General features: G+C 69.7%; 26 protein-coding genes and 1 tRNA gene. 12 read left to right on the top strand and 15 right to left on the bottom strand.

Annotated features, from left to right (window positions below; translation table 11 throughout):
- The first annotated feature begins 304 nt into the window (after window positions 1-304).
- The 4 genes from L3i22_RS18475 (at window position 305) to L3i22_RS18460 (ending at window position 4,336) form a co-directional block, all read left to right on the top strand.
- Window positions 305-1,120, top strand: a complete 816-nt coding sequence (locus L3i22_RS18475) for a DUF1963 domain-containing protein (protein ID WP_221328199.1) — start codon at window positions 305-307, stop codon at window positions 1,118-1,120.
- A gap of 96 nt (window positions 1,121-1,216) precedes the next feature.
- On the top strand, window positions 1,217-1,762 hold the full coding sequence (soxR, locus tag L3i22_RS18470) for a redox-sensitive transcriptional activator SoxR (RefSeq protein ID WP_255658374.1): 546 nt from the start codon (window positions 1,217-1,219) through the stop codon (window positions 1,760-1,762).
- Window positions 1,763-1,899: 137 nt separating this feature from the next.
- Window positions 1,900-3,909 (top strand): hypothetical protein, encoded by a 2,010-nt coding sequence (locus L3i22_RS18465; protein WP_221328198.1) that lies wholly within the window; start codon window positions 1,900-1,902, stop codon window positions 3,907-3,909.
- 31 nt (window positions 3,910-3,940) lie between these two features.
- Window positions 3,941-4,336: a hypothetical protein gene (locus L3i22_RS18460; RefSeq protein WP_221328197.1), complete on the top strand. Its 396-nt coding sequence runs from the start codon at window positions 3,941-3,943 to the stop codon at window positions 4,334-4,336.
- Between the two features lie 21 nt (window positions 4,337-4,357).
- On the opposite strand, the gene L3i22_RS18455 is transcribed toward L3i22_RS18460, so the two are convergent.
- From L3i22_RS18455 to L3i22_RS18435, 5 genes are all read right to left on the bottom strand, one after another.
- Window positions 4,358-5,230 carry an META domain-containing protein gene (locus L3i22_RS18455; RefSeq protein ID WP_221328196.1) on the bottom strand — a complete coding sequence of 291 codons (873 nt, stop codon included), beginning with the start codon at window positions 5,228-5,230 and terminating at the stop codon, window positions 4,358-4,360.
- 60 nt (window positions 5,231-5,290) lie between these two features.
- On the bottom strand, window positions 5,291-5,764 hold the full coding sequence (locus L3i22_RS18450; RefSeq protein ID WP_221328195.1) for an NADAR family protein: 474 nt from the start codon (window positions 5,762-5,764) through the stop codon (window positions 5,291-5,293).
- 127 nt (window positions 5,765-5,891) lie between these two features.
- The gene (locus L3i22_RS18445; RefSeq protein WP_221328194.1) at window positions 5,892-6,173 is read right to left on the bottom strand and encodes a hypothetical protein; all 282 of its coding nucleotides are present in this window, start codon (window positions 6,171-6,173) and stop codon (window positions 5,892-5,894) included.
- An 85-nt stretch (window positions 6,174-6,258) separates the two neighbouring features.
- A complete protein-coding gene (locus L3i22_RS18440; protein ID WP_221328193.1) occupies window positions 6,259-7,629 on the bottom strand; it encodes a hypothetical protein in 1,371 nt (456 codons plus the stop codon).
- A 138-nt stretch (window positions 7,630-7,767) separates the two neighbouring features.
- The gene (locus L3i22_RS18435; protein ID WP_221328192.1) at window positions 7,768-8,598 is read right to left on the bottom strand and encodes an aldo/keto reductase; all 831 of its coding nucleotides are present in this window, start codon (window positions 8,596-8,598) and stop codon (window positions 7,768-7,770) included.
- Between the two features lie 60 nt (window positions 8,599-8,658).
- On the opposite strand from L3i22_RS18435, the gene L3i22_RS18430 reads away from it, so the two are divergent.
- Window positions 8,659-9,324: a cyclase family protein gene (locus L3i22_RS18430; protein ID WP_221328191.1), complete on the top strand. Its 666-nt coding sequence runs from the start codon at window positions 8,659-8,661 to the stop codon at window positions 9,322-9,324.
- A gap of 17 nt (window positions 9,325-9,341) precedes the next feature.
- Here L3i22_RS18430 and L3i22_RS18425 read toward each other — a convergent pair whose 3' ends face one another.
- The 6 genes from L3i22_RS18425 to L3i22_RS18400 all read right to left on the bottom strand — a co-directional run bounded on the left by L3i22_RS18425 (window position 9,342) and on the right by L3i22_RS18400 (window position 15,065).
- Complete coding sequence (locus tag L3i22_RS18425; RefSeq protein ID WP_221328190.1) at window positions 9,342-9,950, bottom strand: hypothetical protein; 609 nt, start codon at window positions 9,948-9,950, stop codon at window positions 9,342-9,344.
- Between the two features lie 22 nt (window positions 9,951-9,972).
- Window positions 9,973-10,533, bottom strand: coding sequence for an NADPH-dependent FMN reductase (locus L3i22_RS18420; protein ID WP_221328189.1), 561 nt, complete (start codon window positions 10,531-10,533; stop codon window positions 9,973-9,975).
- A gap of 94 nt (window positions 10,534-10,627) precedes the next feature.
- Complete coding sequence (locus L3i22_RS18415; RefSeq protein ID WP_221328188.1) at window positions 10,628-11,197, bottom strand: DUF305 domain-containing protein; 570 nt, start codon at window positions 11,195-11,197, stop codon at window positions 10,628-10,630.
- Window positions 11,198-11,264: 67 nt separating this feature from the next.
- Window positions 11,265-12,578, bottom strand: a complete 1,314-nt coding sequence (locus L3i22_RS18410; RefSeq protein WP_255658372.1) for a primary-amine oxidase — start codon at window positions 12,576-12,578, stop codon at window positions 11,265-11,267.
- Window positions 12,579-12,595: 17 nt separating this feature from the next.
- A complete protein-coding gene (locus L3i22_RS18405; protein ID WP_255658371.1) occupies window positions 12,596-13,333 on the bottom strand; it encodes a hypothetical protein in 738 nt (245 codons plus the stop codon).
- 301 nt (window positions 13,334-13,634) lie between these two features.
- Window positions 13,635-15,065, bottom strand: a complete 1,431-nt coding sequence (locus L3i22_RS18400) for a serine hydrolase (protein WP_255658370.1) — start codon at window positions 15,063-15,065, stop codon at window positions 13,635-13,637.
- 53 nt (window positions 15,066-15,118) lie between these two features.
- On the opposite strand from L3i22_RS18400, the gene L3i22_RS18395 reads away from it, so the two are divergent.
- Complete coding sequence (locus tag L3i22_RS18395) at window positions 15,119-15,883, top strand: hypothetical protein (protein ID WP_221328186.1); 765 nt, start codon at window positions 15,119-15,121, stop codon at window positions 15,881-15,883.
- Between the two features lie 4 nt (window positions 15,884-15,887).
- Here the strand turns inward: L3i22_RS18395 and L3i22_RS18390 are convergent, their stop codons facing one another.
- The 3 genes from L3i22_RS18390 to L3i22_RS18380 are packed head-to-tail and all read right to left on the bottom strand — an operon-like array spanning window position 15,888 to window position 17,451.
- On the bottom strand, window positions 15,888-16,334 hold the full coding sequence (locus L3i22_RS18390) for a hypothetical protein (RefSeq protein WP_221328185.1): 447 nt from the start codon (window positions 16,332-16,334) through the stop codon (window positions 15,888-15,890).
- Window positions 16,335-16,375: 41 nt separating this feature from the next.
- The gene (locus tag L3i22_RS18385) at window positions 16,376-16,573 is read right to left on the bottom strand and encodes a DUF397 domain-containing protein (RefSeq protein WP_221330031.1); all 198 of its coding nucleotides are present in this window, start codon (window positions 16,571-16,573) and stop codon (window positions 16,376-16,378) included.
- Window positions 16,573-17,451 (bottom strand): helix-turn-helix transcriptional regulator, encoded by an 879-nt coding sequence (locus L3i22_RS18380; protein ID WP_221328184.1) that lies wholly within the window; start codon window positions 17,449-17,451, stop codon window positions 16,573-16,575. Before L3i22_RS18380 ends, L3i22_RS18385 begins: the two co-directional genes overlap by 1 nt.
- Before the next feature lie 244 nt (window positions 17,452-17,695).
- Between L3i22_RS18380 and L3i22_RS18375 the strand changes: the two genes are divergently transcribed.
- Both L3i22_RS18375 and L3i22_RS18370 read left to right on the top strand, forming a co-directional pair.
- Entirely contained in the window at window positions 17,696-17,845 is a 150-nt protein-coding gene (locus tag L3i22_RS18375) for a hypothetical protein (RefSeq protein ID WP_221328183.1), read from the top strand.
- Window positions 17,846-17,959: 114 nt separating this feature from the next.
- Window positions 17,960-18,160, top strand: coding sequence for an AlpA family transcriptional regulator (locus L3i22_RS18370; RefSeq protein ID WP_221328182.1), 201 nt, complete (start codon window positions 17,960-17,962; stop codon window positions 18,158-18,160).
- Here L3i22_RS18370 and L3i22_RS18365 read toward each other — a convergent pair.
- Window positions 18,151-18,735, bottom strand: coding sequence for a TetR/AcrR family transcriptional regulator (locus tag L3i22_RS18365; protein WP_221328181.1), 585 nt, complete (start codon window positions 18,733-18,735; stop codon window positions 18,151-18,153). The two genes, L3i22_RS18370 and L3i22_RS18365, sit on opposite strands and share 10 nt — an antisense overlap.
- A gap of 83 nt (window positions 18,736-18,818) precedes the next feature.
- Between L3i22_RS18365 and L3i22_RS18360 the strand changes: the two genes are divergently transcribed.
- The 4 genes from L3i22_RS18360 (at window position 18,819) to L3i22_RS18345 (ending at window position 25,540) form a co-directional block, all read left to right on the top strand.
- The gene (locus L3i22_RS18360; RefSeq protein WP_221328180.1) at window positions 18,819-20,315 is read left to right on the top strand and encodes an MFS transporter; all 1,497 of its coding nucleotides are present in this window, start codon (window positions 18,819-18,821) and stop codon (window positions 20,313-20,315) included.
- A 50-nt stretch (window positions 20,316-20,365) separates the two neighbouring features.
- The gene (locus L3i22_RS18355; RefSeq protein ID WP_221328179.1) at window positions 20,366-23,041 is read left to right on the top strand and encodes a S9 family peptidase; all 2,676 of its coding nucleotides are present in this window, start codon (window positions 20,366-20,368) and stop codon (window positions 23,039-23,041) included.
- A 198-nt stretch (window positions 23,042-23,239) separates the two neighbouring features.
- Window positions 23,240-23,367, top strand: a tRNA-OTHER gene (locus L3i22_RS18350).
- A gap of 37 nt (window positions 23,368-23,404) precedes the next feature.
- Window positions 23,405-25,540 carry a hypothetical protein gene (locus L3i22_RS18345; RefSeq protein ID WP_221328178.1) on the top strand — a complete coding sequence of 712 codons (2,136 nt, stop codon included), beginning with the start codon at window positions 23,405-23,407 and terminating at the stop codon, window positions 25,538-25,540.
- Window positions 25,541-25,666 lie beyond the last annotated feature (126 nt).

Here is a 25,666-nt window from a genome sequence, read left to right as displayed (position 1 = left end):
GACGGCCATGCTTCGTGGTGAACCAAGGTTCAAGTCAAGCGCTGGATACCTTTCGAGTTGGAGGTCCGGTCCGATCCACTGTGATGCTTGTGGGCGATGGTCCGGGTGGCTGGCCGTCCGGTCTGCTGACCGGTAGGCGATACGGCGACGGCGGCGGCGTTGACCAGGCGCGTAATGGCGGGCCGAAAGGATTCCGGGAGCGGAACTGATCCGGTTTCCCGGCGCCGCCGATCACGAACTCGGCGGTGTCACACCGCGTCGGTCGGCTATTCCTGAGGTAGCACCCATGTCCTAGGGTTTGCCGGTGACTTCCCGGAACCAGACCATCCTGGATCAGATCCGCGCCGAGGCGCTCGACCGGGGAATCCCGGCTGACGACGTGGATCGGTGGATGGGCCTTGTCCGCCCGTGCGCGCTGTTGGATGACGGCGGTGACGGGCCGGTCGTCGGCCGGTTCGGCGGTCCCGTGCTGCTGCCGCCCGACGTCGAGGATCCGGCGTACCCACTGATCGCGACCATCGACTGTGCGGCCCTGCCCCCGGACGTGACCGACCTGCCGCTGCCGGCCGACGGCCGGCTGCTGTTCTTCGGATATCCCGAGGAGAACGGCATGGGCAACGTGGTGTACATCCCGGCGGGCGCGGCCGTCACCGAACGAAGCCGGTTCCCGCAGTGGCTCCCGCCCGACAAGCCGGAGAACGCCGCGATCTACAAGGAACTGCCCGACGGCGAGATGCACCTCACGGCCGACATTTCGCTGCCCTTCGTCGGCACGGTGGATCTGCCCGGGCCGCCGTGGGCCGAATCGCTGCCGGGACACCCGCACTCCGAAGCGCTGGCCGAGGTGTGGGAGGACCAATGGGGTGGTGCCCTGCTGCTGTTCGGCGGCTACGGCACCGACTACAACGGCTCCGATCCACTCGACATCGCCGCGAAGTTGGCGGTCGAGCAGGTGAAGGCTGGCCCGACCGCACCCCGCGCCGACAACTGGGTGCTGCTGGCCGAGGCGAGTGTCGACCGGCCCGGGGCCGGCGCGACCATTTACTGGACGATCCAGCGCGACGACCTGATCGCGCTCCGGTTCGACCGCGCCCAGGTCCTCGTCTACTGGAACCCCTGAGCCTGACCGACCTGCCAGCAGCTCGGCGTCACGGCCGAACATCCCCGTCGCCTGGCCGACCTCGCCGTCCGGGCCGCCAGCGAGCTCACCACTGCGGTGAAGAACCGCCCCCAAACGCAGGCAATACCGCAGCGGCCTGATCCACGGCTACTTCATCGAAACAAATCTATATCCACCAACACCGGCCAGACCCAGGCCCTGACGCTGACGCTGACGCTGACGCTGAAAAATGTCTACGCTGGCCCGGTGACGGCCGACACCATGCCGATGCTCACGATCGGCGAATTGTCGCGCCGAAGCGTGGTAGCCGCCTCGACGCTGCGCTTCTACGAGCGGCAGGGCCTGATCAGCAGCCATCGCACTGCGGGCAACCAGCGCCGCTACGACGACAACGCGCTGCGCCGGGTGGCGTTCGTGCGGGCCTCGCAGCGCGTCGGCATGAGCCTCGCTCAGATCAGAGAGGTCCTGGCGTTCCTGCCCGAGGGCATTGCCCCGACCCGCGCGTTCTGGCAACGCGCTTCCCAGTGCTGGGGCAAGGCCGTCGATGAACGCATCGCCCGCCTGGAACGCGACCGTGAGCGGTTCACGGCCTGCGCAGGCTGCGGCTGCCTGTCGTTCGGCACCTGCGAACTGGTCACCTGACCATCGTCAGGCTCCCCTGCTGTCCGCCGGCTCGGCACCTGCCGCCGTACCCGGATCCGGTCGCCTGGTCGCCGGAAATACGTTTCACCGATGGCGTGCGCTCCCTAGGATCTTCGGTGATCAAGGGGGATGACACAGTGAGCGATTTCCAGCAGTTCGTGGCGGATGTGACCACCCGGCTGTCCGCGATGTCCAAGGGCGAGTTGTTCGTCGTCGGCGACGGTCTCGACCGGGATTCGCTCTGGCTCACCTTTCTCGATTCCTTCCCCGCCGGCACCAATCCCCGGTTCCGTGAGCGGACCGAGTTCGACTGCTCGACCTGCCGCGGGTTCGTCAAGAACTTCGGCAACGTCGTCGAGATCCACAACGGGCAGATCCGCACCCTCTGGTCCGGGGTGTCGGCATCCGACCCGGTCTTCTCGGTCGTCGCCGCCGCGATGGACGAATTCGTCGGCACGCTGCCACTGTCCACCATTTTCCGGTCCACCGAGGCGCAGTACGGGGCGAAGACGACCCGGACGCTGCGCGACGGCCAGGTCGAGGTGTGGCACCACCTGCACGGCCGGGTGGAGAAGCGGCATCGGCTCACGGACGTCGGCGCGGCACGGGGCACCTTCGACGCCGCGGTGCAGGTGTTCCAGCGTGGCCTGGCCGAGCTGACCCAGGACGCGCTGGACACCGTCGCCGACCTGATCGACGACAACGCCCTCTACCGAGGCACCGAGCATCGTCAGGCGGTGACCGAGTTCCGGTCGCTGCGCAACCAGTGGACGCAGGCGACCGACGGACGGACCTTCATCTTCGCCAACGCGATGAACCCGGCGGCCCGGTTCCGCAACACGGTGATCGGCACCCTCGTCCAGGATCTCTCCGACGGCGTCGACCTGGAGCGGGCGGTCCGGTCGTTCGAGACGAAGGTGGCGCCGCAGAACTACCAGCGCCCCACCGCGTTGATCACCCCGGCCATGGTCAAGGCCGCCATGAAGACCATCGACGAGCTGGGCATCGAGGAGTCGTTGCAGCGACGCTTCGCCCGGCTCTCCGACGTGTCGGTCACCAACGTGCTGTGGGTCGACAACGACACCCAGTCGCGGATGAAGGACGGCATCGAAGGGCTGCTCATGCGGGCGGCCACCACCGGGTCGGCGGATGCGCGCCGTCGTGAGGCGAAGCCGGAGGAGATCCCGGTGGTCGCCTTCATGAAGGACATCCTGCCCGGCGCCGCGAGCATCGACCTGTGGGTCGCCAACAGCCACGAACCGCACTTCGTCAGCCTCACCACCGGCCGGCACCCGGACGCCCCGCGGCTGTTCACCTGGGACAACGATTTCGCCTGGTCCTACGGCGGCAACGTCACCGACTCGATCAAGGAGAAGGTCAAGCGGGCCGGCGGCAACGTCACCGGCAAGCTGCGGGTGAGCCTGTCCTGGTTCAACCACGACGACCTCGACCTGCACGTGTTCGAACCCAACGGCGACCACATCTGGTACAAGGACAAGCGCAACAAGCTGGACGTCGACATGAACGCGGGCGGGTCGTTCTCCCGCGAGCCGGTGGAGAACGTCACCTGGACCGGCCACGTCCCCGACGGGGAGTACCGGATCGAGGTGAACCAGTTCAACAAGCGGGAGAGCGCCGGGGTCGGCTTCGTGATCGAGACCGAGAACGACGGGAAGATCGAGCACTACAGCCACGAGCAGGCGGTCGGCCACAAGGACACCGTCGAGGTGGGCCGGATGACGGTCGCCGGCGAGGTGATCACCGCGTTCCGGCCGGGTAAGGACATGCGCTCGGGCAGCGCCGGCAAGGACCTGTGGGGCATCACCACCGAACAGTTCGTGCCGGTGTCCACCGTCATGTACTCGCCGAACTACTTCGACGACAGCGAGGTCGGCAACCGCCACTACTTCTTCATGCTGAAGGGGTGCGTGAACGACCAGCCGACCCGGGGGATCTACAACGAGTTCCTCCGCCGCGACCTGCAGCCGCACCGCAAGGTGTTCGAGGTGCTCGGCGACCGCACCAAGTGCGAGCCGTCCCCGGACCAGCTGTCCGGCCTCGGCTTCAGCTCCACGGTCCGCAACTCGGTGGTCGCCAAGGTGACCATGACCGGCGGGCGGCGCCACCTCATCAGCATCCAGTTCTGACTTCCTACCCGGACATCCGAGAGAGGCCACCGTGACCATTTTCGAAACGGCCACGCGGGAGAAGTTCCGCTACCCGTCGACCAAGGGCCTGCTGACCACCGAACAGCTGTGGGAGCTTCCGCTCACCGCCAAGTCCGGCTTCAGCCTCGATGACGTGGCCAAGGCCGTCAACGCCGAACTGAAGGCGGTCACCACCGAGTCGTTCGTGGCCACCGAGACCAATCCGGCCAAGGCGACCCTGGAGACCAAGCTGGAGGTCGTCAAGCACGTCATCGCCGTCCGCATCGCGGAGGACCAGGCGGCGAAGGCGGCGGCGGCCAAGAAGCTGGAGAAGGAGAAGCTGGTCGCCGTCCTGGGCCGCAAGCAGGACGCGGTCCTGGAGAACCTGACCGAGGCAGAGCTGCTGGCCCGGATCAACAACCTGTAAGCCGGGCGCCTGGTCCGCTGGTCAGCGGATCAGGCGGCCGAGTTCCTTGCCGGTGGCGTCCAGCAGGACCAGGGCGTCGCCGGCCAGGCCGGCGCGGCGGGCCGCGGTCAGCCAGGAGCCGATCGGGGCGCTGGCGCAGCCGATCAGGGTGGTCGGGCCGGAGACCGCCAGCAGGGATCCGTCCGGACCCGAGGTCCACCCGCCGGACAGGCCGTTGCAGCCGTCGCTGCCCTGCCACTGCCCGTCGGCCCGCAGCTCGGCGAAGGCGCCGGCCGTGCGGTCCGCGGGCAGCCACCGGCCGAGCAGCTGCGCCCGGGTCGCCGGGACCAGACCGGCCGGCAGCGCGGCGGCGACCGCGCCCAGCCGCTGCCGGGTCTCGTCGGTGACGACCGGCTTGCCGGACAACTCGGGCACCATGTCGTCGCGGACCACCGGGGCGGCGCCGGGCAGCAGCCGGACGACGGTCGCGCCGGCCGCGTCGAGCAGCAGCGGCGCGGTGCCGTCGACCCGGTAGCCGGCGATCCGGGTCATCCAGGCCGGCTGGACCCGCGGGCCGGACGGCTCGCAGCTCGGCTTGCCGGGCCCCGGCGAGTAGCTGTCGAAGCTGCTCAGGAACAGGCCTGCGGTGTCGGCCCGCCAGTTGCCCATCAGCGCCGCGCAGGGCCGGAACAGCGTGATGTCGTCGTCCGTCCCGATCCGCAGCACCGCGTCCTTGGGCACCTCGGCGCCGGAGAGTTTCCAGAGCCCGATCAGCGCGACCGGGTCGGTCCGCACCGTGGCGGCCGCGCCGGTGGAGGCGCTGCTGGGGGACGGCGCCGGCGCCGCCGGCGCCTCGCGGGCACAGCCCGCCGTGAACGTCACGAGCACTGCTGCGCCGAGCAACCAGATCCGCATACCGGTGAGACTACGAAGCCCGGGCTGCGGTTCCCCGTCCACTCGACCTATCTGTCGGGATCATCGCGCCGGGCGGCGGCCATCGCTGTCGGGAGCTTCGGCGAGCAACTGGTTGCGGGTGCGCACCAGGATCCGCCCGAGCATGTTCTTGCCGTTCCCGGTCCGGCCCCGACCCCAGTAGTGATCGGTGGTGGTGTCCTCGACGATCTCTTCATCGCCGGTGGACAACAGAATGTCGCGGATATCGGCATGCGCGCGGAACTTGGTCGCCACCGCACGGCGCATGACGTCGTCCTTGACCCGTTCCCAGTCCCTCCGCAGCGGCTTTGCCGAGTCACGGCCCAGCTCCGCGGCCCGCAGCGGGGTGCGGGCACGCCGGACGAGATCCGCGTGACGAGTGCCCTTGAATTTCTGCGCCTGGAAGTAGTGCTCCGAGGTCGGCCACCAGACCCCGTCGAGGTCGAAGCCGTGCTCGGAGAAGTTCGAGAAGCATCCATAGGGAACTTCGTCGGCGCCATAGAAGAAAATCGTCACGGAAACCTCACGGGTGCTACGGGAACCCGCACGGTCTCAGGCACACCCCGGCCCCGCAACTAGTTTCCACCGCCAGGCCCGGCCTTTCAACGTGCCAACGACCTGGTGAACCCGCCCGGCCGGAGCACTAGCCCAGAACCAGCACTGTCATGTCCAGCAACCTCTGGTAGTAGGCGGCTTCACGATCAGCGAGCTCTGGGACCACCCGCTCGAGCTGACGCTCGCAGGTCGCAAGCGCATCCCGCCGCCATCCATCAAGGTCGCCGCCATTGTTCAGCCAGGTGCTGACACACCCCGCGACGTTCGCATCAAGCATCACCATCTCGACGCCTGCTACCTCGACCGACCTCAGCCGACTCGGGAAAGGCTGCTTGAGGTGTTCCCCCCAAAGTCGTGACACGGTCGTCATCCGGTCTTCCATGCTGAGTGGCACTCCGCTCATCGAGTACGTCCCGAGCCCCGGTTCGGGAACCAGGCGTTGGAGCCTGTTCGAGTCAGAAGTCCAGGTGGTCGTATTCGATGGTTTCCAGCCAGGCGGTCAGGTCGGCGAGTTGGTCGCGGGTGAGGCCGCGGGCGACCCATTCGTCCTGGTGATCGAGCCGCAGGAAGCCCTTGCCCGCGAAGGCACGCCGCAGATAGTCGGTGAAGGCCAGGCCGTGCACCTCGTCGCGGACCAGCGGATCCGCGCCGGCGTGGGGCAGCCACACGGAGTACGGCGCGCCGCCGCTGATGTTGGCCTTGTGCAGGTAGTCGGCGGCGATGGTGATCTCCACCGGCCCGGCGAGCTCGGGATGCAGTTCCTCCGATTCCTCCTGCCATTCCTCGACCGAGAACCATCCGGTGCTGAGGTCGATGATCTCCAGCGGGTCGGCGACGGTCAGCTGCTCGGGTACGCCGGGCGGGAACGCGCCGTTCCAGGTGCCACGCGGAACGAGGTCGATCGTTCCGACGATGCGCCAGAAGGCGGCCAGCGCGGGCGGCACCGCCGATCCGGTGAGCTGCTCCAGTTCTCGCAGCCGGTCCTCGACATCCGCGGCGGGGCCGGGTAGCGCCTGCTCGGCGGTGACCGGCCAGCCGCGGGCGACAAGAGCAGCGGTCAGGCCGGCGGCGTTTCGCCGGACCCGATCCATGGTCAGTGCGGCCACCTGCTCGGCCTCCGCCCGCCACAGGGCGTCGAGGTGGGCGACCGCCCCGAGATCGCGCCACACCCCGCGGTGGTCCCCGTCCTGATAGCGGGCCACGAGATCCCCCGGTCGCAAGTGCCGACCGGCAGGTGTTCCCGTCCGCACGGCTGCGGCAGCGTCCAGTGCCGGGCCGGTGACGGCGGAATCGGCGTACGCGAGCACGTGGCGCGCCGCCCGGCCCAGGGCTTCGTGGTCGCGAAGGCCGACGCACAGGTCCAGCCAGCGGTGGTCCCGCGACACCAGATCGCGCAGTTCCGCCGGGTACCACTCGGGGCCCTCCGGGGAGAACGATCGCGGGCCCAGCAGGCCGAGAGCCTGCGCCGCGGCCGTCAACCCGGCCGGGGTGGCCAGGCCTTCGTCGGAGAACAGGTGGCCGGCGTTGTCCCAGGCCGTGCCGTCGTCGGTGAACATGACCCGCACGGCCATGAAACGACCGAGGTGCTCGTGGTCATGGATCGCCTGCCGCAGTACGTCGCGGGCCTCGGCGGTCCCGATCGCGAAGAGCGCGTGGGCGGCGGCCACCTCGACCGGCTTGACGGGGCACTGCTCCCACAGCCCGATCAGGGTGGGAACGGCCGGCTCATACCGCAGCCGGCCGAGCACCCGGATCTGTTCGGCCACCGACTGGCAGTCGGCGACAACCCGTACGGCGGAAATGCTTTTGTCTTGATGGGTCTTCACTTCGTCGGCGGTGAGGCTGTTCCATCGCTCGATGCTGAGGCGGGGCTGGCTCCCGATGTCCGGCCACCGTGCGAGAGCCTCGAGGAGCGACGCCAGCACACGCGCGCCATCGAGCTCATCGTTGCCCTGGTCGCTCACTCAGTGCCCGAAGACGTCCGAGTCCTCGACCGCGGACTCGCCGCGGTCGAGGGCCGACAGCGTGGTCATCTGATCGTCGGTGAGGTCGAAGGAGAAGACGTCCAGGTTCTCGCGAAGGCGCTTCGGGTCGGCCGATTTCGGAATCGGAACCAGACCCAGCTGTACGTGCCAGCGCAACACCACCTGCGCCGGAGTCCGCCCGGTCTCCTCGGCGACCTGGCCGACCGCCGGCAGGTCCAGGACCGCGACGCCCTGGCCGCCGATCGGTGACCAGCTCTCGGTGACGATGCCGTGCCCGGCGTGGAAGGCGCGGGCCTCGTTGCGGGTCGAGGCGGGGCTGAGCTGGATCTGGTTGACGTCCGGGACCACACCGGTCGCCTTGATGATCCGCTCCAGGTGGGCCGGCTTGAAGTTGCTGGTGCCGATCGCCCGGACCCGGCCGGACTCCAGCAGCCGGGCCAGGCCCTCCCAGGCCTCGACGTAGCGGTCGTACGCCGGGTTCGGCCAGTGGATCAGGAACAGGTCCAGGTAGTCCAGGCCGAGCGTGTCCAGGCTGTGCTGCGCGGCCTGGGCGACCAGGTCCCGGCCGTGCCACTGCTTGTTGAACTTCGAGGTGACGAAGACGTCGGCGCGGTCGACGCCGGAGGCCTTCAGCCCGCGGCCGACGCCGAGCTCATTGCCGTAGGCCTGCGCGGTGTCGATCAGGCGGTAGCCGGCCTGCAGCGCGTCGGCGACGACCCGCTCGGCGTCGGCGTCCTTCAGCGGCCAGGTGCCGGCGCCGATCCGCGGCAGCTCGGCGCCGTGCAGAAGTCGTACGGTCCCTGCGCTCATGTTGCCTCCCTGCTCGGATGATCTCCGAAACGACCGTACTCCCGCGTAGATTTCAGAGTCATGCGCGTACGCCGGATCGTCGACCTGTCCGTTCCCGTCGGCCCGGGCACGCAGGTCTATCCGGGTGATCCGGTCCCCCGGGCATCCGTGCACGCGACCGTCCGGCGCGACGGCTTCAACCTGCTGCGGCTGGACATGGGCTCGCAGACCGGGACGCATGTCGACGCGCCCTACCATTTCCAGGATGACGCGCCCCGGCTGCACGAGCTGGACCTGGGGTTGTTCACCGGGCCGGGCGTGCTGGTCGACGTGCGTGGCACGGGCGCCCGGGAGCCGATCGGGTGGGAGCGCGTGGCGCCGTACGCAAATCGTCTTGGTCCTGGAATTGTGGTTTTGATCTGCACCGGGTGGTCGGCGCATTACGGCACCGAGGCCTATTTCGACCATCCCTATCTCGGCGCGGATGCGTGCCGGCGGATGCTCGATCTCGGGGTGCGGACGTTCTGCGTCGACGCGATCAACATTGACGAGACGCCGGATGAAACGCATCCCGGGGTGGGCTATCCGGTGCATCATCTGATCGCCGGGGCGGGCGGGGTGATCGGGGAGAACTTCCGCAACCTGGAGCTGGTCGACTTTCCCGATCCGCTTATCTCGTGCTTGCCGATCGCCCTGGAGAACGCCGACGGCGCCCCGGTCCGCGCCGTCGCCATGCAGCTGGAATAGCGATGTCCGAGCGGCCGTCAGGAGCAGGGTTTGGTGTCTGCGGGCGGGCACAGGGTCACCGCGAGGTCGAATACTTTGCGGTACGTGCGCCATCCGACGCGATACCGCACGGCAATCCCCGACACCGTGGACGCCTTTTCTGGTGGCGCGAACTCCACCAACACCTCGACCGTCGCGTCCTCGCTCTTACGCATCCGGTATCCCGCCAAGCTCTGCTCCACGGGAATCCTCCAGGAAGCCGGGAGCGGAAGGTTGTACGCGGCCACCGAGGCAAAACCCAACATGGCCACCCGGCTGTCGTCCCAGATGTAGGGCGAACGCGACGGCGCCAGACCATCGGGATTGTCAGCGAGGGAGACGGATTCCAGAACGAGTCCGTCGACCGCCGCGTTGTGGAGTATCAGCGCACCCCACAGAGCACCGGTATCCGATGGCCTCAGCGGAACCGTGACCGAAACTCCGCTCGCCCCTTCGAGCGGCCCCGGCAGGCAGGGAATCCCCGGGATGCGCCCACCGATCACCAGAAATGCGAGCCCGGAAAGCGCAACTGCCGCAAGGCCCGCGATCCACGCGCGGGTGAAGCGCCTCGAGTCCGAGCCCCGAGGCGCGACGAGGGAATCAGTCACGCCACCCCACCCGTTTCGCGGGCTATCCCTTTCGCAGGCTGGACAGGGCCACGCTCCAGGCGACCACCTCGTCGAGCAGCGTCGTCAGCTGCGGAATCTGGTAGTCGCCCGGCTTGAACACGCTGTAGTTCTCGAACTCGGTGCTGAGCGCCAGCGTCACCTGCTGCCGCACGTCAGCCATCTTGAGCTCCCCGGCGACCAGCCGCAGGTGTTCGACGGCCCGCGCCCCGCCCACCGAGCCGTAGGAGACGAAGCCGACCGCCTTGTTGTTCCATTCGGCGAACAGGTAGTCGATGGCGTTCTTGAGCACGCCGGAGGTGCTGTGGTTGTACTCCGGGGTGACGATGACGAACCCGTCGAACGAGCCGATCTTCGCGGCCCACTGCTTGGTGTGGTCGTTCTGGTACTGGCCCATCGACGGCGGGACCGGCTCGTCGAGGTGCGGCAGCGGGTAGTCGCGCAGGTCGACGAGCTCGAACTGGGCGTCGCTGCGCTGCTTGGCGTGGTCGAGCACCCAGCCGGCGACCGCCTCGCCGTTGCGGTTGGGACGGGTGCTGCCGAGGATGATGCCGATGCGGGTCATGGCGGGGCTCCGGTTCGCGTCGAGACGGACGATGGCTCGGCCGGGACGTTACGGACGCTCCGTTGCAGGCACGCCGGATTCGCGAAGTCGGGGGTCAGAGCAGCGCGGTCATCGCGTCGTTCTCCGCGGTCTGTTCGTTGATGACGTGTTTGGCCAGGCTGCGAAGGTACGGATTGCCGTCCGGCCCGTCGAGCAGCGACCGGGACATGGTGATCGCCCCGTTGTGGTGCTCGATCATCAACCGCAGGAAGACCTTGGGCGCGGCCTTGGCGCCGGCCCGGTCGAGTTCGCCGACCTGGGCCGCGCTCAGCATGCCGTGCTCGGCGCCGCTGTCGGCGGGATCCGCGGTCGGCTGATCCCACGCGGTCAGCCACTCGTTCGTCGCGTCGATCTCACGCTGCTGGTCGTGGACGATGAAGTCGGCGATCAGGCGGATCCGCTCGGGGACCGCGCCCTTGGCGAGCAGGGTGCGGCTCATCGCGACGGCCTGCTCGTGGTGCAGCACCATCATCTGCGCGAAGTGCACGTCGACGCCGGACGGCCCGGCCTGCACGGCGGCGACCGGCTGCTTCTCGTCGGCCGCGCCCGCGGAGAAGCGCAGCAGCAGCACGGCGGCCCCGGCGAGCACGAGAACGAGCGCCGCAGCGACACGACGGATGATCAAAACAGGTCCCTCCGTTGGGTGGCGCGAGGCCGGCCCAGCGCCACAGGCACCGGGCCGGCCCCATCGATCAGTTGCCGCTCGTGTTACCGCTGGTGTTGCCGTTCGCGCCGGCCAGCGCGGCCGGGGTCAGCGGGTTCATCTCGGTGAAGTCGCGCGGCACCAGCTCGAAGCCCTGCCAGTGCATCGGCATCGGGCTCTGGTCCTCGTCCCGCGGCACGTGGTGGAAGCCCACCCGGACCCAGGCCACCGGATCGGTCAGCGTCTCCTTGTTCTTGACGAAGTCGACGACCGTCTGGATGTTCAGCGGGCACTCCGGGTCGGAGGCGTTGTCGCTGGCCCACTTCTCGCATCCGTTCTTCTGCGAGAACGTGATGTCCGGCTTGGTCTCCGGGTGCCCCTCGTACTTGTCGCCGCCGGTGGTGACGATCTCGTAGGAGCGGTTGTGCCCGTCGGCGTTCTTGCTGGTCGGGCTGACCATCCGCCACCACCGCTGGTTCACCTTGGAGAAGGTGCCCTCCTTGGCGATCGCGGTCTTCTTGGTGTTCAGCTTGGCGGTCATGCTGCCGCGGCCGTTGAGCGTGGTGTCGTACTGCTCGACCTTCTCGCCGCCCTTGCCGGCGATGTTGAAGTCGACCCGCCAGAACGCGTTGTGGTAGTGCATGGTCGCGTAGTCGCGGGCGGCCTTGCCGATCGGCCAGCCGTTGCTGCTGGTCGAGTACTCGCTCGGGGCCAGGTCGCCGGTCGCGCCGAGGCGGGCCGTGATCTGGCCGTCGTCGTGCAGGCGGTACTCGGTGACGTACTCGTACCAGCCGAGCTTGCTGATCGTCCGCAGCACCAGGTCGTGGCCCTGCTGGGAGTAGACGGTCTCCTTCGACTCCTCGGTGCCCTCGTCCCACTCGTAGCTGTGCAGCCGGTACGCCAGCCCGCGCGGCTCGGCGCTGACGCACAGCACCTTGCGCTGGGTCGGGTCGCCGCCGCCGTCGGAGCCGAGCCGGATCGAGCCGCCCTTGCAGTCGTCGCCGGTCAGCGTCTCCAGGCCGTAGCCGCCCATGCCGATCGCGGTGAGGTCGTTGTACTCGGTGTCACCGGTGTCGTAGGGCACGTTGAGCTGCGCGAGCCGGATCGAGTCGAGCACCTGCACCGGCTGCGGGTAGCGCTTGGTGGCGACGAAGACGTGGTCCAGGACCAGCCCGGCCTTGTCGTTGATGCGCCAGCACATCTGCCAGGTCGTCCCGTTCGGCAGCGTCTCCTTGACCATCGCCGAGGCGCCGCAGGGTGTCGCCGCGGCCGCCGGGGCCGCCTGGGCGGCGACGGGCGCGGTCACCGCCAGCACGGTCGCGGTCAGGAGCGCGGCGGCTCCGGCGAGCGTTCGGTACGTCATGCTGCGGCGAACCCCGTTCACTTGAGGCGGGCGACCGTGCGCCCGGACAGGTCGATGACGATCTCGGTGACGTTGATGAAGTGACCGTCGGCGGTCTTGACGATCAGCTGCACGCACCGGCTCTTGCCGCACTGGGTCGCGCCCCGGTCGGCGGGCTTGGAGGTGTAGATGTGCGCGATCGGCTCGATGCCGTCCGTACCCGCAAAGGTTTTGCCCGTCGCCTTGCGGAACGCCGCCTTGAAGTCCGCGCTGAGCGGGTTCGCGACGAACAGCTCCAGGGCGGTCTTCGCCTCCTGCGGGGACGCCGGCGGTTGCATGCCGGCCGCGGAGTAGGACTTGGCCAGCTTGCCGGTCTTCAGGTCGACGACCTGCTTGTACAGCTTGCCCGCCTGGTAGTCGTAGTAGTACACCTCGGCCTGCCGGCCGGTCTCCTCGTCCAGCTCGGCGGCCAGGTATTCCGGACCGGCCTTGCCGGTCACGTCCCGGGCGTTCGCGGCGAGCTGCGGGGTGAGCGCGATGGCCCGGGCCTTGTCGACCTCGGTGCTGGTCAGCGGGTCACTTCCGGTGCCGGTCGCGGCCTCCGGCACCGGGCTGGGGTCGGAGACCCGCGCCTGCTCGGCGGCGGCCGGGCTGGCCGGCGGCGCGCTGGGCGCGGCGTTCGCCTGCCAGGACGCGAGGCTGTAGGCGGTCACCGCGGTCACCGTCGCGATGCCCAGGCCCCAGCCCCATTTTCGGTATCGATCCACTGTCGGCATTCCCCTCCGTCGTTCGTCGATGCGCGACGGACACTCCCAAATAGAGAGTGAAATTCACGTGAGGTGATGCGAATGTCTCTCGAAAATCGACACCCTTGAGCCCCGAAATGGCCGCCCGGACCGCCCTCCACCTGGTCGGATACTTGACAGCACAGCCCAGAAAATGACAAACCCGATTTCCGCAGCAGAATTGCCGCGCGTGTTGTCAACAACACGGTCAACTGCCCACGCACTATTTTGAAAAGATTCAAGACAATTATTTGGTACGGCGTGAGCACCGTCCCCCGGCCTGGCCGCCGCGTCAGGCCACGTCCGGGCGGGTCATCAACGGCGACCGCAGGTGCCGCTCGAGGATCGGGCCGGTCAGCGGCACCAGGTTCCAGGTCGCCACGGCGGTCCCCGCGACCGCGTCGACCACCAGCCGGACCCGGTGCGGCGTGGTGATCACGTAGAGCTCGGCGACGAACGTGTCCCCCTGCCACGCCCCGGCCGCGACGACCGGACGCCCAAGCGGCGCACTCTCCCGCCAGTCCCCGTGACCGATCTCGATCGTGACCGACTCCCCCAGCCGGGCGCTCCACCCACCGTCGGACGGCTCGACGACGACCACGCCGCCGCCGGGCAGCGCCGACCCCTCGACCCCGGCGTCGACCCGCGCCACCGCGGACCGCCCCGGATCCGCCGACCCGGTCACGACCGGCAGCGCCAGCCCGCGCAGCCGCTCGGCAAGCCGCTGGTCGTCCCGCTCGCCGGCCGGCGCCCCGATGCCGGGCAGCAGGCAATCCCACACCGCACCGGGCATGTCCTCCTCGGGACAGATCGCCGCGGTCACCGCGACCACGAGCTCGTGCGACGGCACGACGATGCACTGCTGACCGAAAGCGCCGTCGCCGCGGTAGCCGTGCCGCGACATCCAGAACTGGTAGCCGTACCCGACCAGCGCGTCCGGATTCTCCGTCCAGCCCTCGACCTGACTGGTCGCCACATGCTTGCGCGTCGCGAGCTCCACCCACTCACGCGGCACGAGCTGCCGGTCACTCCACGCCCCACCGCACCGCAGCAACTCCCCGAACGCGGCGACGGCCTCGGTCGTCAGATGCAGCCCGTGAAACCCGAAGGCAGCCCCGCTCGCGACCCGATCCCACTCGGCGTGGTCAATACCCATCGGCTTGAACAGCCGGTCGTCGAGCAGCCCCGGCAGATCCCGCCCGGTGACCCGCTCCACCATCCGAGCCAGCACATAGGTCGTCGAGTTGTCATAGGTGTGCCAGACCCCCTCGACCTCGGCGAACGGCACCCGCAGGAACCCCTTGACCAGGTCGTCCGGCTCCAGCTCCCAGGCCTCGCCGAGGCTGTCGGTGGAATGCCCGGCCGTCATCGACAGCAGATGGTGCACGGTCAGCCGGCGCGCTTGCTCCGTCACACCCGCCGGCACCCGATCCGGCAGCACGTCGACGACCCGGTCGTCCAGCGAGAGCAGCCCGTCCCCGATCGCCAGCCCCACGGCCACCGAGGTGAACGACTTGGTCAGCGAGTAGAGCAGATGCGGCCGCCCAGCCGAATACGGCGCCCACCACCCCTCGGCGACAACATGTCCCCGCCGAACCACCATGATCGAGTGCAGCTCAACAGCCACCCCCTCCAGCCGATCCAGCAGAGCCCCGATCGCCAGGGACGAGACACCCGCAGCCGCCGGAGTCGAGCGCGGCAGCAGCACCGGTTGCGAAGACATTCGCGCACTTTAATGCCGCGCCGGGCCGCCGGGCGACCGATAACCTGGCCCGCGTGGGACTCGACGCGTATGTGAACTGCCGCTGCTGGCAGGACGGTCTGATCACCGCGCCGCCGCCCGGGCCGGCTGGTCTCGACGAGGACGGCTTCTTCGGCCTGCTGCTGCCGTATGAAGGGAACGAGGACGCCCACCACGAATTCTGGTCGTGGCAGACGCGGGCCTGCCCGCACCCGCAGATGGAGGTCGCCACCGAGCGGGTCGCCAACTGGGCTGGGGTGCGGCTCTTCCAGCAGACGATGGCCGCGGCCGGCGGGGAGCATTTCCCCACCCTGCGCGCCGAGCTGCCCAACGCCAACGGCGGCTCGACCGGCCCGGCGGCGGCCGCGCTGATCCTTGCCGAGCTGGACTACTTCGAACACGAGGCCCGGCTGCCGGACGAGGTGGTGCTGCTCGACGAAGCGACCGGCGAGCTCCTGATGCGCTACATCGCCGCCTACGACGGCGTGATGATGCTGGGTCCGGACTTCCGGGCCGGTGTCGACCCGGGCGGCTTCTTCGTCAATGCCCCGTCCGATCCACCGGTGACGCTGTTCCGGGCGACCCGCTTCACTCAGCGCATCCTGGACGACAAGCGCGTGGAGCTGACCGGCGCCGGCCGCTCGACGGTGCTCCCGATCATGCCGCTCGGGTCGCCCGCCGAGCACCTGGTGGTCCAGACCCGCCCGCAGTCGGCGTCCGAATGGGATCACCTGCTCGGCGCCCTGCGCCGCCTGTGCGCCGCCTCGATCGAGACCGGCAATCCGCTGATGTGGACCTGACCGGCTACTCCGCCTCGAAGCCGCCGTGCTTGCGGGCCACGGCCAGCCACGCCAGCCAGGCCACCCATTTCCGGTCGGCTTCCAGCGCCGTGCGGAACTCCACCGGCGCGACCGCGTAGGCGGCCAGTGCCTCGTCGATCTCCCGCGCGGTCACCAGCGTGCGATCGTTGGACTCCAGGTTGCGGGCCGGGATGCCGGGCCGTCCCGGCTCGGATTCACCGGCGTAGCCCATCCCGGCCAGCCGCATGGCCACGTTGATGTCAGCGAACCGGCGATAACGGAACTCCCACGGATACACCTCGTCCGGCCGATCCGCGGCGGCCGCGGCCCGGATCCGCTGCACGTTCTCCCCGCAGTCCGGGTCATGAACGCACGCCGGCCCCGCGTCAGCGCAAGCCCGCAGCCGATACACCGCGGCCGCCGAGTCAGCCAGCTCCAGATCGATCCCCATCATCCCATGATCAACTGGTCGGCGACCTGAGGACAACCCGGTCAGGCCAGAAACCCGCCGCCCTTGATGTCCTCGATGAACGCGGCCCAGGTCGCGGGGTCAATGGTCAGCCTTCCCCCGTCACGGTCCTTAGAGTCGCGAACCACCACGACGCCCGGCAAGTTGGTCGCCACCTCGACACATTCGCCCTGATTGCTCCGAGTCGACTTTCGGAAGATCGCGCCGCCGAGTTCAGGAATCACCTTGCCCACTCCTCCGCCTTTTGGCTGATCAGAGCCCTGGAAGCCGACTGATCGAGCGCCTTTTTATCCAGAAAATCCCAGATGACCGAATAGGTCTTCACCTCATTCGGGCGATCAAGGTACAGCGCGCCGGTAGGCCTGTCGTCATAGACCGTCGTCGGCTCCGGATCACGTATCCGCGACTCCCGAGGAAAGTCCATCATGACGAAAGGTCCTTGATTGGCCAGGTGCATTCCAGCTTTGAACGGAATCACCCGGACCGAAACGTTCGGCAGATCGGACAACGAGTTCAGCCGCTGCAGCTGGTCTGAAATTATCTCCGGACTGAACCCGCGAACCAGGGCCGCCTCGTTCAGGATGAACTCCTGGTCGGCCGCCTTCGGGGCACGACGGGTCAGGATCCGCTGGCGCCGGATTCTCGATTCCACAATTCGGCCCACGGCCTCCGGCGAGAGAGCCTTCGGGCCAAGACTGACAATCGCCTCCGCGTAGCGCGGAGACTGAAGCAGTCCGGGAATCAGTTCCGCTTGATAGCTGCGCACCCGAGAGGCGGCAGCTTCCATGCCCAGGAACAACCCGATCCACTCGGGGATGTCGGAGTAGGCGTGCCACCAGCCCTTGGTCTTGGTCTCGCGGGCCAGCGCCTTCAAGCCTTCGATGGTCTCGTCGTCGGCGCCGTACAGCCGGCACATGATCTCGACGAGGTTCGGGTGGATAGGCACCTGACCAGTCTCGTAGCGCCAGAGCCGGGGCTTCGACCACTCCAGCGCGGTGAACGCCTCCACCATGGTCAACCCAGCGTCTTCACGAAGATTCTTCAATTTCCGGCCCAGTTGCCTTCGCGGAACCGTCGATCCAATCTCCGAAGTCGTCACGGCGTAACCCTCTCCAGGACCTTCGCGTAACTCCGTATTCCGCCGTTGTGTAACCGGTGTCGGCCGAAGGTCTCTACTTGCGAGAGTCTGCCGCCAAACCGTTGTGGCGACCAGTCCTCGCGGGCAACATTCGTCCCGGCGGGTCGCCCGCTGGGATTGACGGCGGTGCCCTTGTCAGCCTGAATTCGTGTGGATCAGGGCACCGCCCGGCGCGACGGATGAACGACGGCGGAGGTGACGAATCATGATCGCGGCCGGAATCCTGGCGGTCGTCGTGGCATTGATCATCGGATACGTGTCCGGCATGAAGCTCGCCAATGCCTCGGCCCGCTGGTGCCCGGGATGCGGCCGCACTCGCGATTGCTCGACCTGTGACGGAACGGGGAAAACGTGATCACCAGTGAGGGATTGATTGCGGCCGGGCATCAGCAGGGCTACGCGGTGCGGCGCAACGCGCGCGGGCACTACGAGCCGATCCTTCCGTCCGCCGGCGATTGAGCGGGCGGTCATGGGCGTACGCAGCAATGGCGAACCGCGATTGGTCGGCCAGGGTGAGATCCGGGAACGCCTCGGGGTCTCCCGTCAGCGCGTGCAGCAGCTGGCCGAGCGGGACGACTTTCCCGAGCCTTACCAGGTCCTGATGATGGGCCGCCTCTGGCGGGCGAGCGACATCGAGTGCTGGATCGCTGCGAAGGCCGGTCAGGCGTAGACCAGGCGCTGGATGGCTTCGGCCAGGTCGGTGACCGCCTGCTCCAGCTCGTCGTCGGTCGCGCGGGCCAGCTGGTCGTAGCGGGCGTCCCGGATCGCGGAGATCATTTCGGCCAGGCGTGGGGCGGTCAGGGCCTTGGTCGCCGTGCCCGAGTCCTGGTCTCGGCGGATCTTGTCGGCGGCTCGTTCGTCGTAGCGGGCCTTCACCTTGGCGGTGAACTCGCGCAGCTCGCCCGAGGTGGGCGCGCAGGACAGGATGCCGGCGTGCTCGCGCCAGAGCCGGGCCGACGCGCGCAACTGCTCGCGCAGCAGCGCCGGCGACGGGCCGGTGCTGTCGAACCAGACGTGCGAGTCGCCCAGCTGGTCCCAGAAGCGGGCCATCAGCGCGGTCAGCACCGCGTCCTTGGTACGGAAGTAGAAGTAGAAGCCGGTCCGCGACAGGCCGGCCGCCCGGGCCAGGTCGTCGATGGTGACCGCGTCGTACGGCTGCTCGGCGAACAGCTCGCGCGCCGCCTCGAGGATCGCGGCCTCCCGCAGATCGCCCTTGGACGGCCCGGTGCGCCTGTTCTGACCCATGATCCGCAACCCTACCGGTGTGATACTCGACGCTTGACGGAAAAATTCGACAGTCTGTCAACTTGTGGATCTAGCATAGCGCCGTGACTCGCCCCGTACGCCCGGCGCTGCTGCTCATCGCGGCCGCGGCCGGCAGTTTCCTGCTCTCCATGATTCAGTCCGTGCCGGTTCCGGTGCTGCCGCAGATCGCGTCGCAGCTCGGCGTCGACGCCACCACCGTCGGGTGGGTGACCACCGCGACCCTGCTCGCCGCGTCCGCCTGCACGCCCCTGCTCGGCCGGCTCGGGCACGTGCTCGGCATCAAGCCGGTCTTCGTCGGCACCCTGATCCTGACCCTGATCGGCAGCGTGCTGGCCGCGACCGTGCACGACATCGGCTGGCTGATCGCCGCCCGGATCCTGCAGGGCACCAGCTTCGGCCTGTTCCCGCTGGGCATCAGCCTGCTGCGCCACGAGCTGCCCGCGCACAAGCTCACCAACGCGATGGCGGTGGTCGCCTCCACGCTCGGGGTCGGCGGCGGTGTCGCCCTGGTCGCGGCCGGTCTGCTGACCCAGAACGGCGCCGACTACCGCCGGGTCTTCTGGCTGTGTGTGCTGGTCAGCGCGCTGGCCCTGGCCCTGTCGCTGACCCTGCCGAAGCGGGCCGGCGGCGGTGGGCGCGTCGACGTGCTCGGCGCGGTCGTGCTCTCGGCCGGGCTGGTCAGTCTGCTGCTGCCGATCTCGCAGGGGCACACCTGGGGCTGGAGCTCGCCGCGGGTGCTGGTGCTGTTCGCCGCGGCGATCGTCATCCTGGCCGGCTTCCTGCTGCTGGAGCGGCGCCTGGCCGCGCCGCTGGTCTCGGTGCAGCTGCTGCGCCACCGGCCGATTCTGATCACCAACCTGGCGGCCATGTCGGTCGGCTTCGCGATGTTCGCGCTGCAGCTGGCGACCAGCTACTTCGTGCAGAGCCCGCGGGCGTACACCGGGTTCGGCTTCACCGCCACGGTGCTGCAGACCAGCGTGGTCTTCCTGCTGCCGGGCGCCGCGGCCAGCATCGTCGTCGGCCCGCTCGCCGGTCGCCTGGTCGGGCGGATCGGCCCGCGCCTGGTGCTCGCCCTGGCCTGCGGCATCGCCGCGCTGTCCACCGCGTCGCTGGCGTTCCTGCACGACAGCAAGGGCGCGGTGATCGCCGGGTTCGTGGTGGCCAGCTGCGCGATCGCGATGGCGTACGCCTCGATGCCGGCCCTGCTGGTCGCGCACGTCGACCCGCACGACACCGGGATCGCCAACTCGGTGAACTCGATCATGCGGACCATCGGCGGGACGATCGGCAGCGCGCTGGTGATCACGATCCTGGCCGGACAGACGCACCTGGTCGGCAAGGTCGCGCTGCCGACCGAGAACGCCTACCGGATCAGCTACGCGCTGGGCGCGATCGTGTTCGCGGTCGGCGGCGCCCTGGTGCTGCTGTTCATCGACGGCAACCGCGCGGCTGTTGCGGCACCCGAGAAGCACGAGGCAAGCGACGGCGGGCGCGCGGCTACGGCCGTACCGCAAGCAATTGATCTTGCCGAAGCGGGCCCGGAGCCGGCGCGCGCCTGAAGCAGGCCGCAGCATCGGTGTATTTGCATGCGTCGACTAGACACGGGCGCATGCGAAGAATCATGGTCTCCGCAATCGCGACGAGCGTACTGCTGCTGGGTGCACCGGTGCCGGCCTGGGCCGATCCACCGGCCCCGGCGGCGGGCGCGCCGCAACCCGGCTGGACCGTCGGCGACCGGTCGCTGACCTGGCGCAGCGACCGGGTGATCCCGCCGGGCGACGCGGCGGTCGAGTTCTGGTCCGGCGACACCCTGCTGGGCAGGGCGAAAAGCACCACCGACCTACAGACGTTCGTCCTGCCGGAAGTTTCCACCGGCAAACTGACCGATCTGCAGGTCCGGATCGGCGGCAAGCGGGTCGACGCGACCGCGCCGACATCGCTGCAGCGCCGGGTGACGAGCCCACCGGCCACCGCGCCGGCGAACCCGGTCGACCCCGGCGTAAGCGGCCCGTATGCGACGACGACCGGCGAGTACACGCTGCCCGGCCTGAAACTGACCGGCTATCCCACCCCGATCGAGATGCGGGCCGTCGTGGTCGTCCCGACCAAGGCCCCGGGCAAACGGCCGCTCGCGCTGTTCCTGCACGGGCGGCACTGGACCTGTTACAGCGGCACCGAGCTGAGCACGATCAGCCTGGACTGGCCGTGCGCGCCCGGCGCCCAGCCGGTCGCCAGCTACCGCGGCTACCTGCAGGCGCAGCAGTTGCTCGCCTCGCAGGGCTACGTCACCGTGTCGATCTCCGCGAACGCCATCAGCGCGCAGGACAACGACGTCGCCGACCTCGGCGGGCAGGCCCGGTCCGCGCTGGTCCGCACGCATCTCGCGCACTGGGCCGACTGGGCCGGCGCCAAACGCAAGAGCGCGCCGGCGATCGTCCGGGCCGCACCGCCGGCCGACCTGTCGAAAGTTTTCTTGATGGGGCACTCGCGCGGCGGCGAGGGCGTCAGCCGGGCCGCGCTGGACAGCCTGAACCCGCCGCCGGCCGGCACCGACGACTACCACGGCAAGGTGCGCTGGACGATCCGCGGGCTGCTGCTGATCGGGCCGACCGCGTTCGGGCAGAACCCGCAGCCGAACGTGCCGTCGGCGACGATCCTGCCCGGCTGCGACGGTGACGTCTCCGACCTGCAGGGCCAGATGTACGTCGACGAGTCCCGCGGCCTCGGCGCCGGCACCGCGCTGCACAGCGCGCTGTACGTGATCGGCGCCAACCACAACTACTTCAACACCGAGTGGACGCCCGGGCAGTCGGCCGGACCGGCCGCCGACGACTTCTTCGACGACCCGGAAAACCCCGACCCCTTGTGTACGCCGGGAGTCTCACCGCAGCGGCTCACCCCGCAGCAGGAGCAGCAGGTCGGCGCGACCTACATCGCGACCGCGGCGCGGCTGTTCGTCGGCGGCGACGACCGGGCCCGGCCGCTGCTCGACGGCACCGGCGTCCGCGCGCCGTCGGCCGGACCGGCCACGGTGCTGGCGCACGCGATCGGCGCGAACCGCAGCCCGGTGATCGTTCCGGAGCCGGCGCTCGGCGTGCGCGGCGCCCGGCTGTGCGAGCAGGTGCCCGCCGACCCGGCGGCCGCCTGCCGGCGCGCCGGTGAGTACGGGACGGACTCGCCGCACTTCGTGCCGTTCGAGAATCCCGAGCCCGGGCGCTGGGCGGTCGCGCTCACCGGCGGCACGACGGCGCGGCTGCGGCCGGCCAACGCGATGCCGGTGACCGGGTCGCGGGCGCTCGCGCTGCGGCTGATCGTGGCGCCGAACGCGGGGGCCACGCCGGTCACCGTCGCGGTCACCGACGAGCGCGGCCGGCGCACCGAGCTGGGCACGGCGACGGTCACCGGGGTGCCCGGCACCGACCGGACCACGTCGTACTGGGGGCAGGAGGTCCGGCTGGCGCTGCCGCGCGGCATCCGCGCGGTGCGGCAGGTCGATCTCACCACCGGCGGTGCCGGGCCGGCCTGGCTGATCGACGCGTGGGGCTGGCGGGCCGGCACCCCGGCGGTCAAGGCCGCCGCGCTGGACCGGGTCGACGTCGGTGACCTGCGCGTCCCCGAGGGCGACTCGGGCACCCGGACCTACCGGGTGCCGGTCACGGCCTACGGTGCCAAGGCGGCGAAGGTTCGGCTGTTCCTGAACGGCAAGTCGTGGGTGACGTCGGTGAAGCCGGGTCACAGCACGCTGACCGTGCCGATCTCGGTGACCGGAAATGACACCTATGGCGGGGACCGGGCGTACCCGCTGACCGCGAAGGCGGCCGGCAACGCGGTGGTCGGCGGCTGGATCGGCGGCGTCCACTCGATCGAGGACGAGCCGATGCCGACCGTCACGATCACCCCGGCGGTGGCGACGGCGACCGAGGGGGCGGCGCTGACCTGGCAGGTTCAGCTGTCCGGGCCGGCCGCTGACGACTACCTCTACGTGGTCTTCACGCCGTTGGCGCCGGTCAGCGGGCCGGAGCTGTCGTCGACCGACGTCGATCCGGAGTGGTTCAGCACGTTCACCGGGGAGGATCCGCTGCCGTCCCGGCCACTGTCGAGCACCGCGGTGCAGCTGTTCATCGCCTTCGAGCCGGGGGTGACGTCGGGCGAGATCACCATCCCGACGATCGCCGACAGCCTGCCCGAGGGCGCCGAGCACGTGCATCTCCGGGCCCAGCTCTACCCGCCGGACTTCAGCCGCCCGGCCGACGTCGGCTTCGCCGACGGCACCCTCACCGACTGATTCCGATCATTGCCCGGGGCCTGCTGGGCCCCGGGCACTTCTTCAACGACAAAACCGATTTCGCCGTACGGCGGTAGCCCGCGACCGGCGGCGCGAACGTCAGGGGCGGGGCTTCGTCCGTACCGAAGCAATTGGGTTTTGATCTTGGGGTTGAAACTCGATGGCAGCGCGGGGGCAGGCGGTGGAATGATCCTTCGCGGGCCGTTAGCTCAAGGGCAGAGCATTCGAATGGTCAGCGCGTCCGCCCACCGCCGCAAGTGGGCATGGGGGCGCTTCCTTCTCCCTTTTGGATCGAACGGTTCGGGGTTCGAGTCCCCGGCGGCCCACTTTGTTGTCGGCGCGGCGGAGGAGAGGGAGGGGCGCGTGCTCGAGAAGCTGATCATCCAGAAGACCCTGCGTGTCCCGGCGAGCGCCGGGGTGGCCGGCGACGGTGCGGCGGTGGCGCGGCAGTTGGACGCGACGCTGCTCGATGCCGGGTTCAGCGCGTCGCGGGCCCTGCTGGAGCACGTCGGCGGGCTCGGGCCGGGGCCGGCGATGGACCTGGCCGCGACCGTGGTGGCCGCGGTGCGCGAGCTGGTCGGCGACCACGTGCGGCACAACGCCTACTTCATCGGCTTCCCGCACGACGTGCCGGACACGCTCGAGTTCTGGACCGAGCGCCTGCGCGCGGCCGTGACCGCCGGCGGGGCGGCGCCGGTCGACGTGCGCGGGGTCAACCTGCTCGAACTGCCGGGGTACGGGACGTACCAGCACACCTACGACGAGCTGCTGGCCGCCCACGACGAGCTGATCGCCGCCGCCGGGGACCGGCTGACCGTGCTGCACCTGGGCGACTCCGCCGAGGCCGAGGCCGAGCGGCTCTACCTGGCGCTGGCCGGGGGCAGCACCCCGCTCGGCGAGGCGGACCTGGCGATCCTGAGCGAGCTGGCGGTTCTCTGCGCCGACGGGCCGCAGCCGGCCGAGATCCCGGTGCGGGAGAACCGGGCCGTGCTCAACGGCGTGCGGCTGGTGCTGGGCCGGCCGCTGGTCGCCGTGGACACCACCACCGACGTGCTGCGCCTGGCCTGCCAGGTCTCCGGCGGCGACGTGTCGCTGGCCGAGCCGACCCGGTTCCGGGCGTTCCGGCGCGCGGAGCGGCGTTCGCTGCTGGGCGCGCTCGACGCGGTCGTCGGCGCGAGCCCGGCCAAGCTCGGCGACATCGCCCGCTACGCGGAGCGGTGGAAGCGGCTCGGCGAGCGGCTGCACCCGCACGAGTACGCGCAGTGGCCGCACGCCCGGGCGGTGTTCGACGTCGCCCGCGGCGAGCGCAAGGTGCCCAACCTGGCCGGGCGGGCCGAGTCGAAGATCCGTTCCGGGGAGATCGGACCGGCCGCCGCGGTGCTGTCCGCGGCGCCGGGCCTGCTGCTGCGCTCGGCGGACCGGCTGCTGCGCCTGGCCCCGGCCGACGAACGCGACGCGGTGGTCGGCGCGGTCACCGGCGCGCTCGGCTCGGCGTCCGGGCGGGTGCTGCTGTCGCTGCGCGAGCATGTCGGCAACCGGCTGGCGCCGGCGTCGCTGCGGATGTACGCGAGCCGGTCGCGGCGCGCGTGGGTCGGGCCGGACGAGCGGGCGCCGCTGCCGGCCGAGCTGGTCGCCGAGCTGTCCGCGCTGCTGGACGCGGAGATCAGCGCCCGGCTGCCGGAGCTCGACCAGCCGCTGCTGGTCGACCCGGAGGTGCTCGACGTGGCGCTGCCGCTGTCCGGCAAGGCGGCCGAGGGCGGGTTCGCGGTGCTGCCGCGCGGCTCGCGGGCGCCGGTGCCGGGTGAGCTGCTGCGGTTCTTCACGTACTGGCGGCAGAGCAGCCGGCGCACCGACTACGACCTGTCGCTGCTGCTGCTCGACGAGCAGTTCCACAGCGCCGGGCAGGTGTCCTGGACCAACTTCCACCACGACGGGGTGGTGCACTCCGGGGACCTGACCGAGGCGCCGGAGGGTGCGACCGAGTTCATCGACGTGCCGCTGAACCTGACCGGGCACTACCTGGTGCCGCAGGTCAACATCTTCGCGGGCGAGTCGTTCGACGACGTGGCCGAGTCGATGTTCGGCTACCAGGTCCGGGCCGCCGGGCAGGGTGGGGCGCCGTTCGACGCCCGGACCGTGCGGGCGCGCTCGCAGATGCGCGGGCCGGGCCGGGTCGCGCTGCCGATGGTGTTCGCCCGCGGCGAGAGCGGCTGGGAGGCCGTCTGGCTGCACCTGTACCTGCGGGGCACGCCGCGGTTCAACCGGGTGGAGGGCAACGCGTACACCACGGCCGACCGGGTGCGGGCGCTGATGGAGCGGCGGTACCTGACCATGGCGTACCTGATCGACCGCTGGCGCGAACGGGCGCCGGTGCTGGTCTGGGACGGTGGGCTGCCGGCCGAGCCGGTCACGTTCGTCGGCATCACCGCGCCCGAGGGGCTGCCGGCGGGGTCGCAGGTGTACACGCTGGATCGGTTCAGTGAGCTGATCCCTGGATAATGGCGACAGTCGAGGCCATGCGGGCGCTTCCTTCTATCCGTTCGATTCGGTACCTCCGCGCGAGCGGAGGACCTGGCATTCAGCGCCCGCGCTTTCCTCGACCCCGCTCTGGACAGGAGATCTGCT

Source organism: Actinoplanes sp. L3-i22 (genome assembly GCF_019704555.1).
In the GTDB taxonomy this organism is placed as follows: Bacteria; Actinomycetota; Actinomycetes; order Mycobacteriales; family Micromonosporaceae; genus Actinoplanes.
This window is presented reverse-complemented; position numbering and strand designations above follow the sequence as displayed.

Bases quoted from the DNA above. Each gene is read 5' to 3' on its own strand.
- L3i22_RS18420 (WP_221328189.1), bottom strand. From the start codon at position 10,533: ATGACCCGCATCGGCATCATCCTCGGCAGCACCCGTCCCAACCGCAAC.
- L3i22_RS18410 (WP_255658372.1), bottom strand. From the start codon at position 12,578: ATGACGTACCGAACGCTCGCCGGAGCCGCCGCGCTCCTGACCGCGACC.
- L3i22_RS18370 (WP_221328182.1), top strand. From the start codon at position 17,960: ATGGGCGTACGCAGCAATGGCGAACCGCGATTGGTCGGCCAGGGTGAG.
- L3i22_RS18435 (WP_221328192.1), bottom strand. From the start codon at position 8,598: ATGAGCGCAGGGACCGTACGACTTCTGCACGGCGCCGAGCTGCCGCGG.
- L3i22_RS18390 (WP_221328185.1), bottom strand. From the start codon at position 16,334: ATGGGGATCGATCTGGAGCTGGCTGACTCGGCGGCCGCGGTGTATCGG.
- L3i22_RS18355 (WP_221328179.1), top strand. From the start codon at position 20,366: ATGCGAAGAATCATGGTCTCCGCAATCGCGACGAGCGTACTGCTGCTG.
- L3i22_RS18400 (WP_255658370.1), bottom strand. From the start codon at position 15,065: ATGTCTTCGCAACCGGTGCTGCTGCCGCGCTCGACTCCGGCGGCTGCG.
- L3i22_RS18445 (WP_221328194.1), bottom strand. From the start codon at position 6,173: ATGACGACCGTGTCACGACTTTGGGGGGAACACCTCAAGCAGCCTTTC.
- L3i22_RS18365 (WP_221328181.1), bottom strand. From the start codon at position 18,735: ATGGGTCAGAACAGGCGCACCGGGCCGTCCAAGGGCGATCTGCGGGAG.
- L3i22_RS18430 (WP_221328191.1), top strand. From the start codon at position 8,659: ATGCGCGTACGCCGGATCGTCGACCTGTCCGTTCCCGTCGGCCCGGGC.
- L3i22_RS18455 (WP_221328196.1), bottom strand. From the start codon at position 5,230: ATGCGGATCTGGTTGCTCGGCGCAGCAGTGCTCGTGACGTTCACGGCG.
- L3i22_RS18375 (WP_221328183.1), top strand. From the start codon at position 17,696: ATGATCGCGGCCGGAATCCTGGCGGTCGTCGTGGCATTGATCATCGGA.
- L3i22_RS18405 (WP_255658371.1), bottom strand. From the start codon at position 13,333: ATGCCGACAGTGGATCGATACCGAAAATGGGGCTGGGGCCTGGGCATC.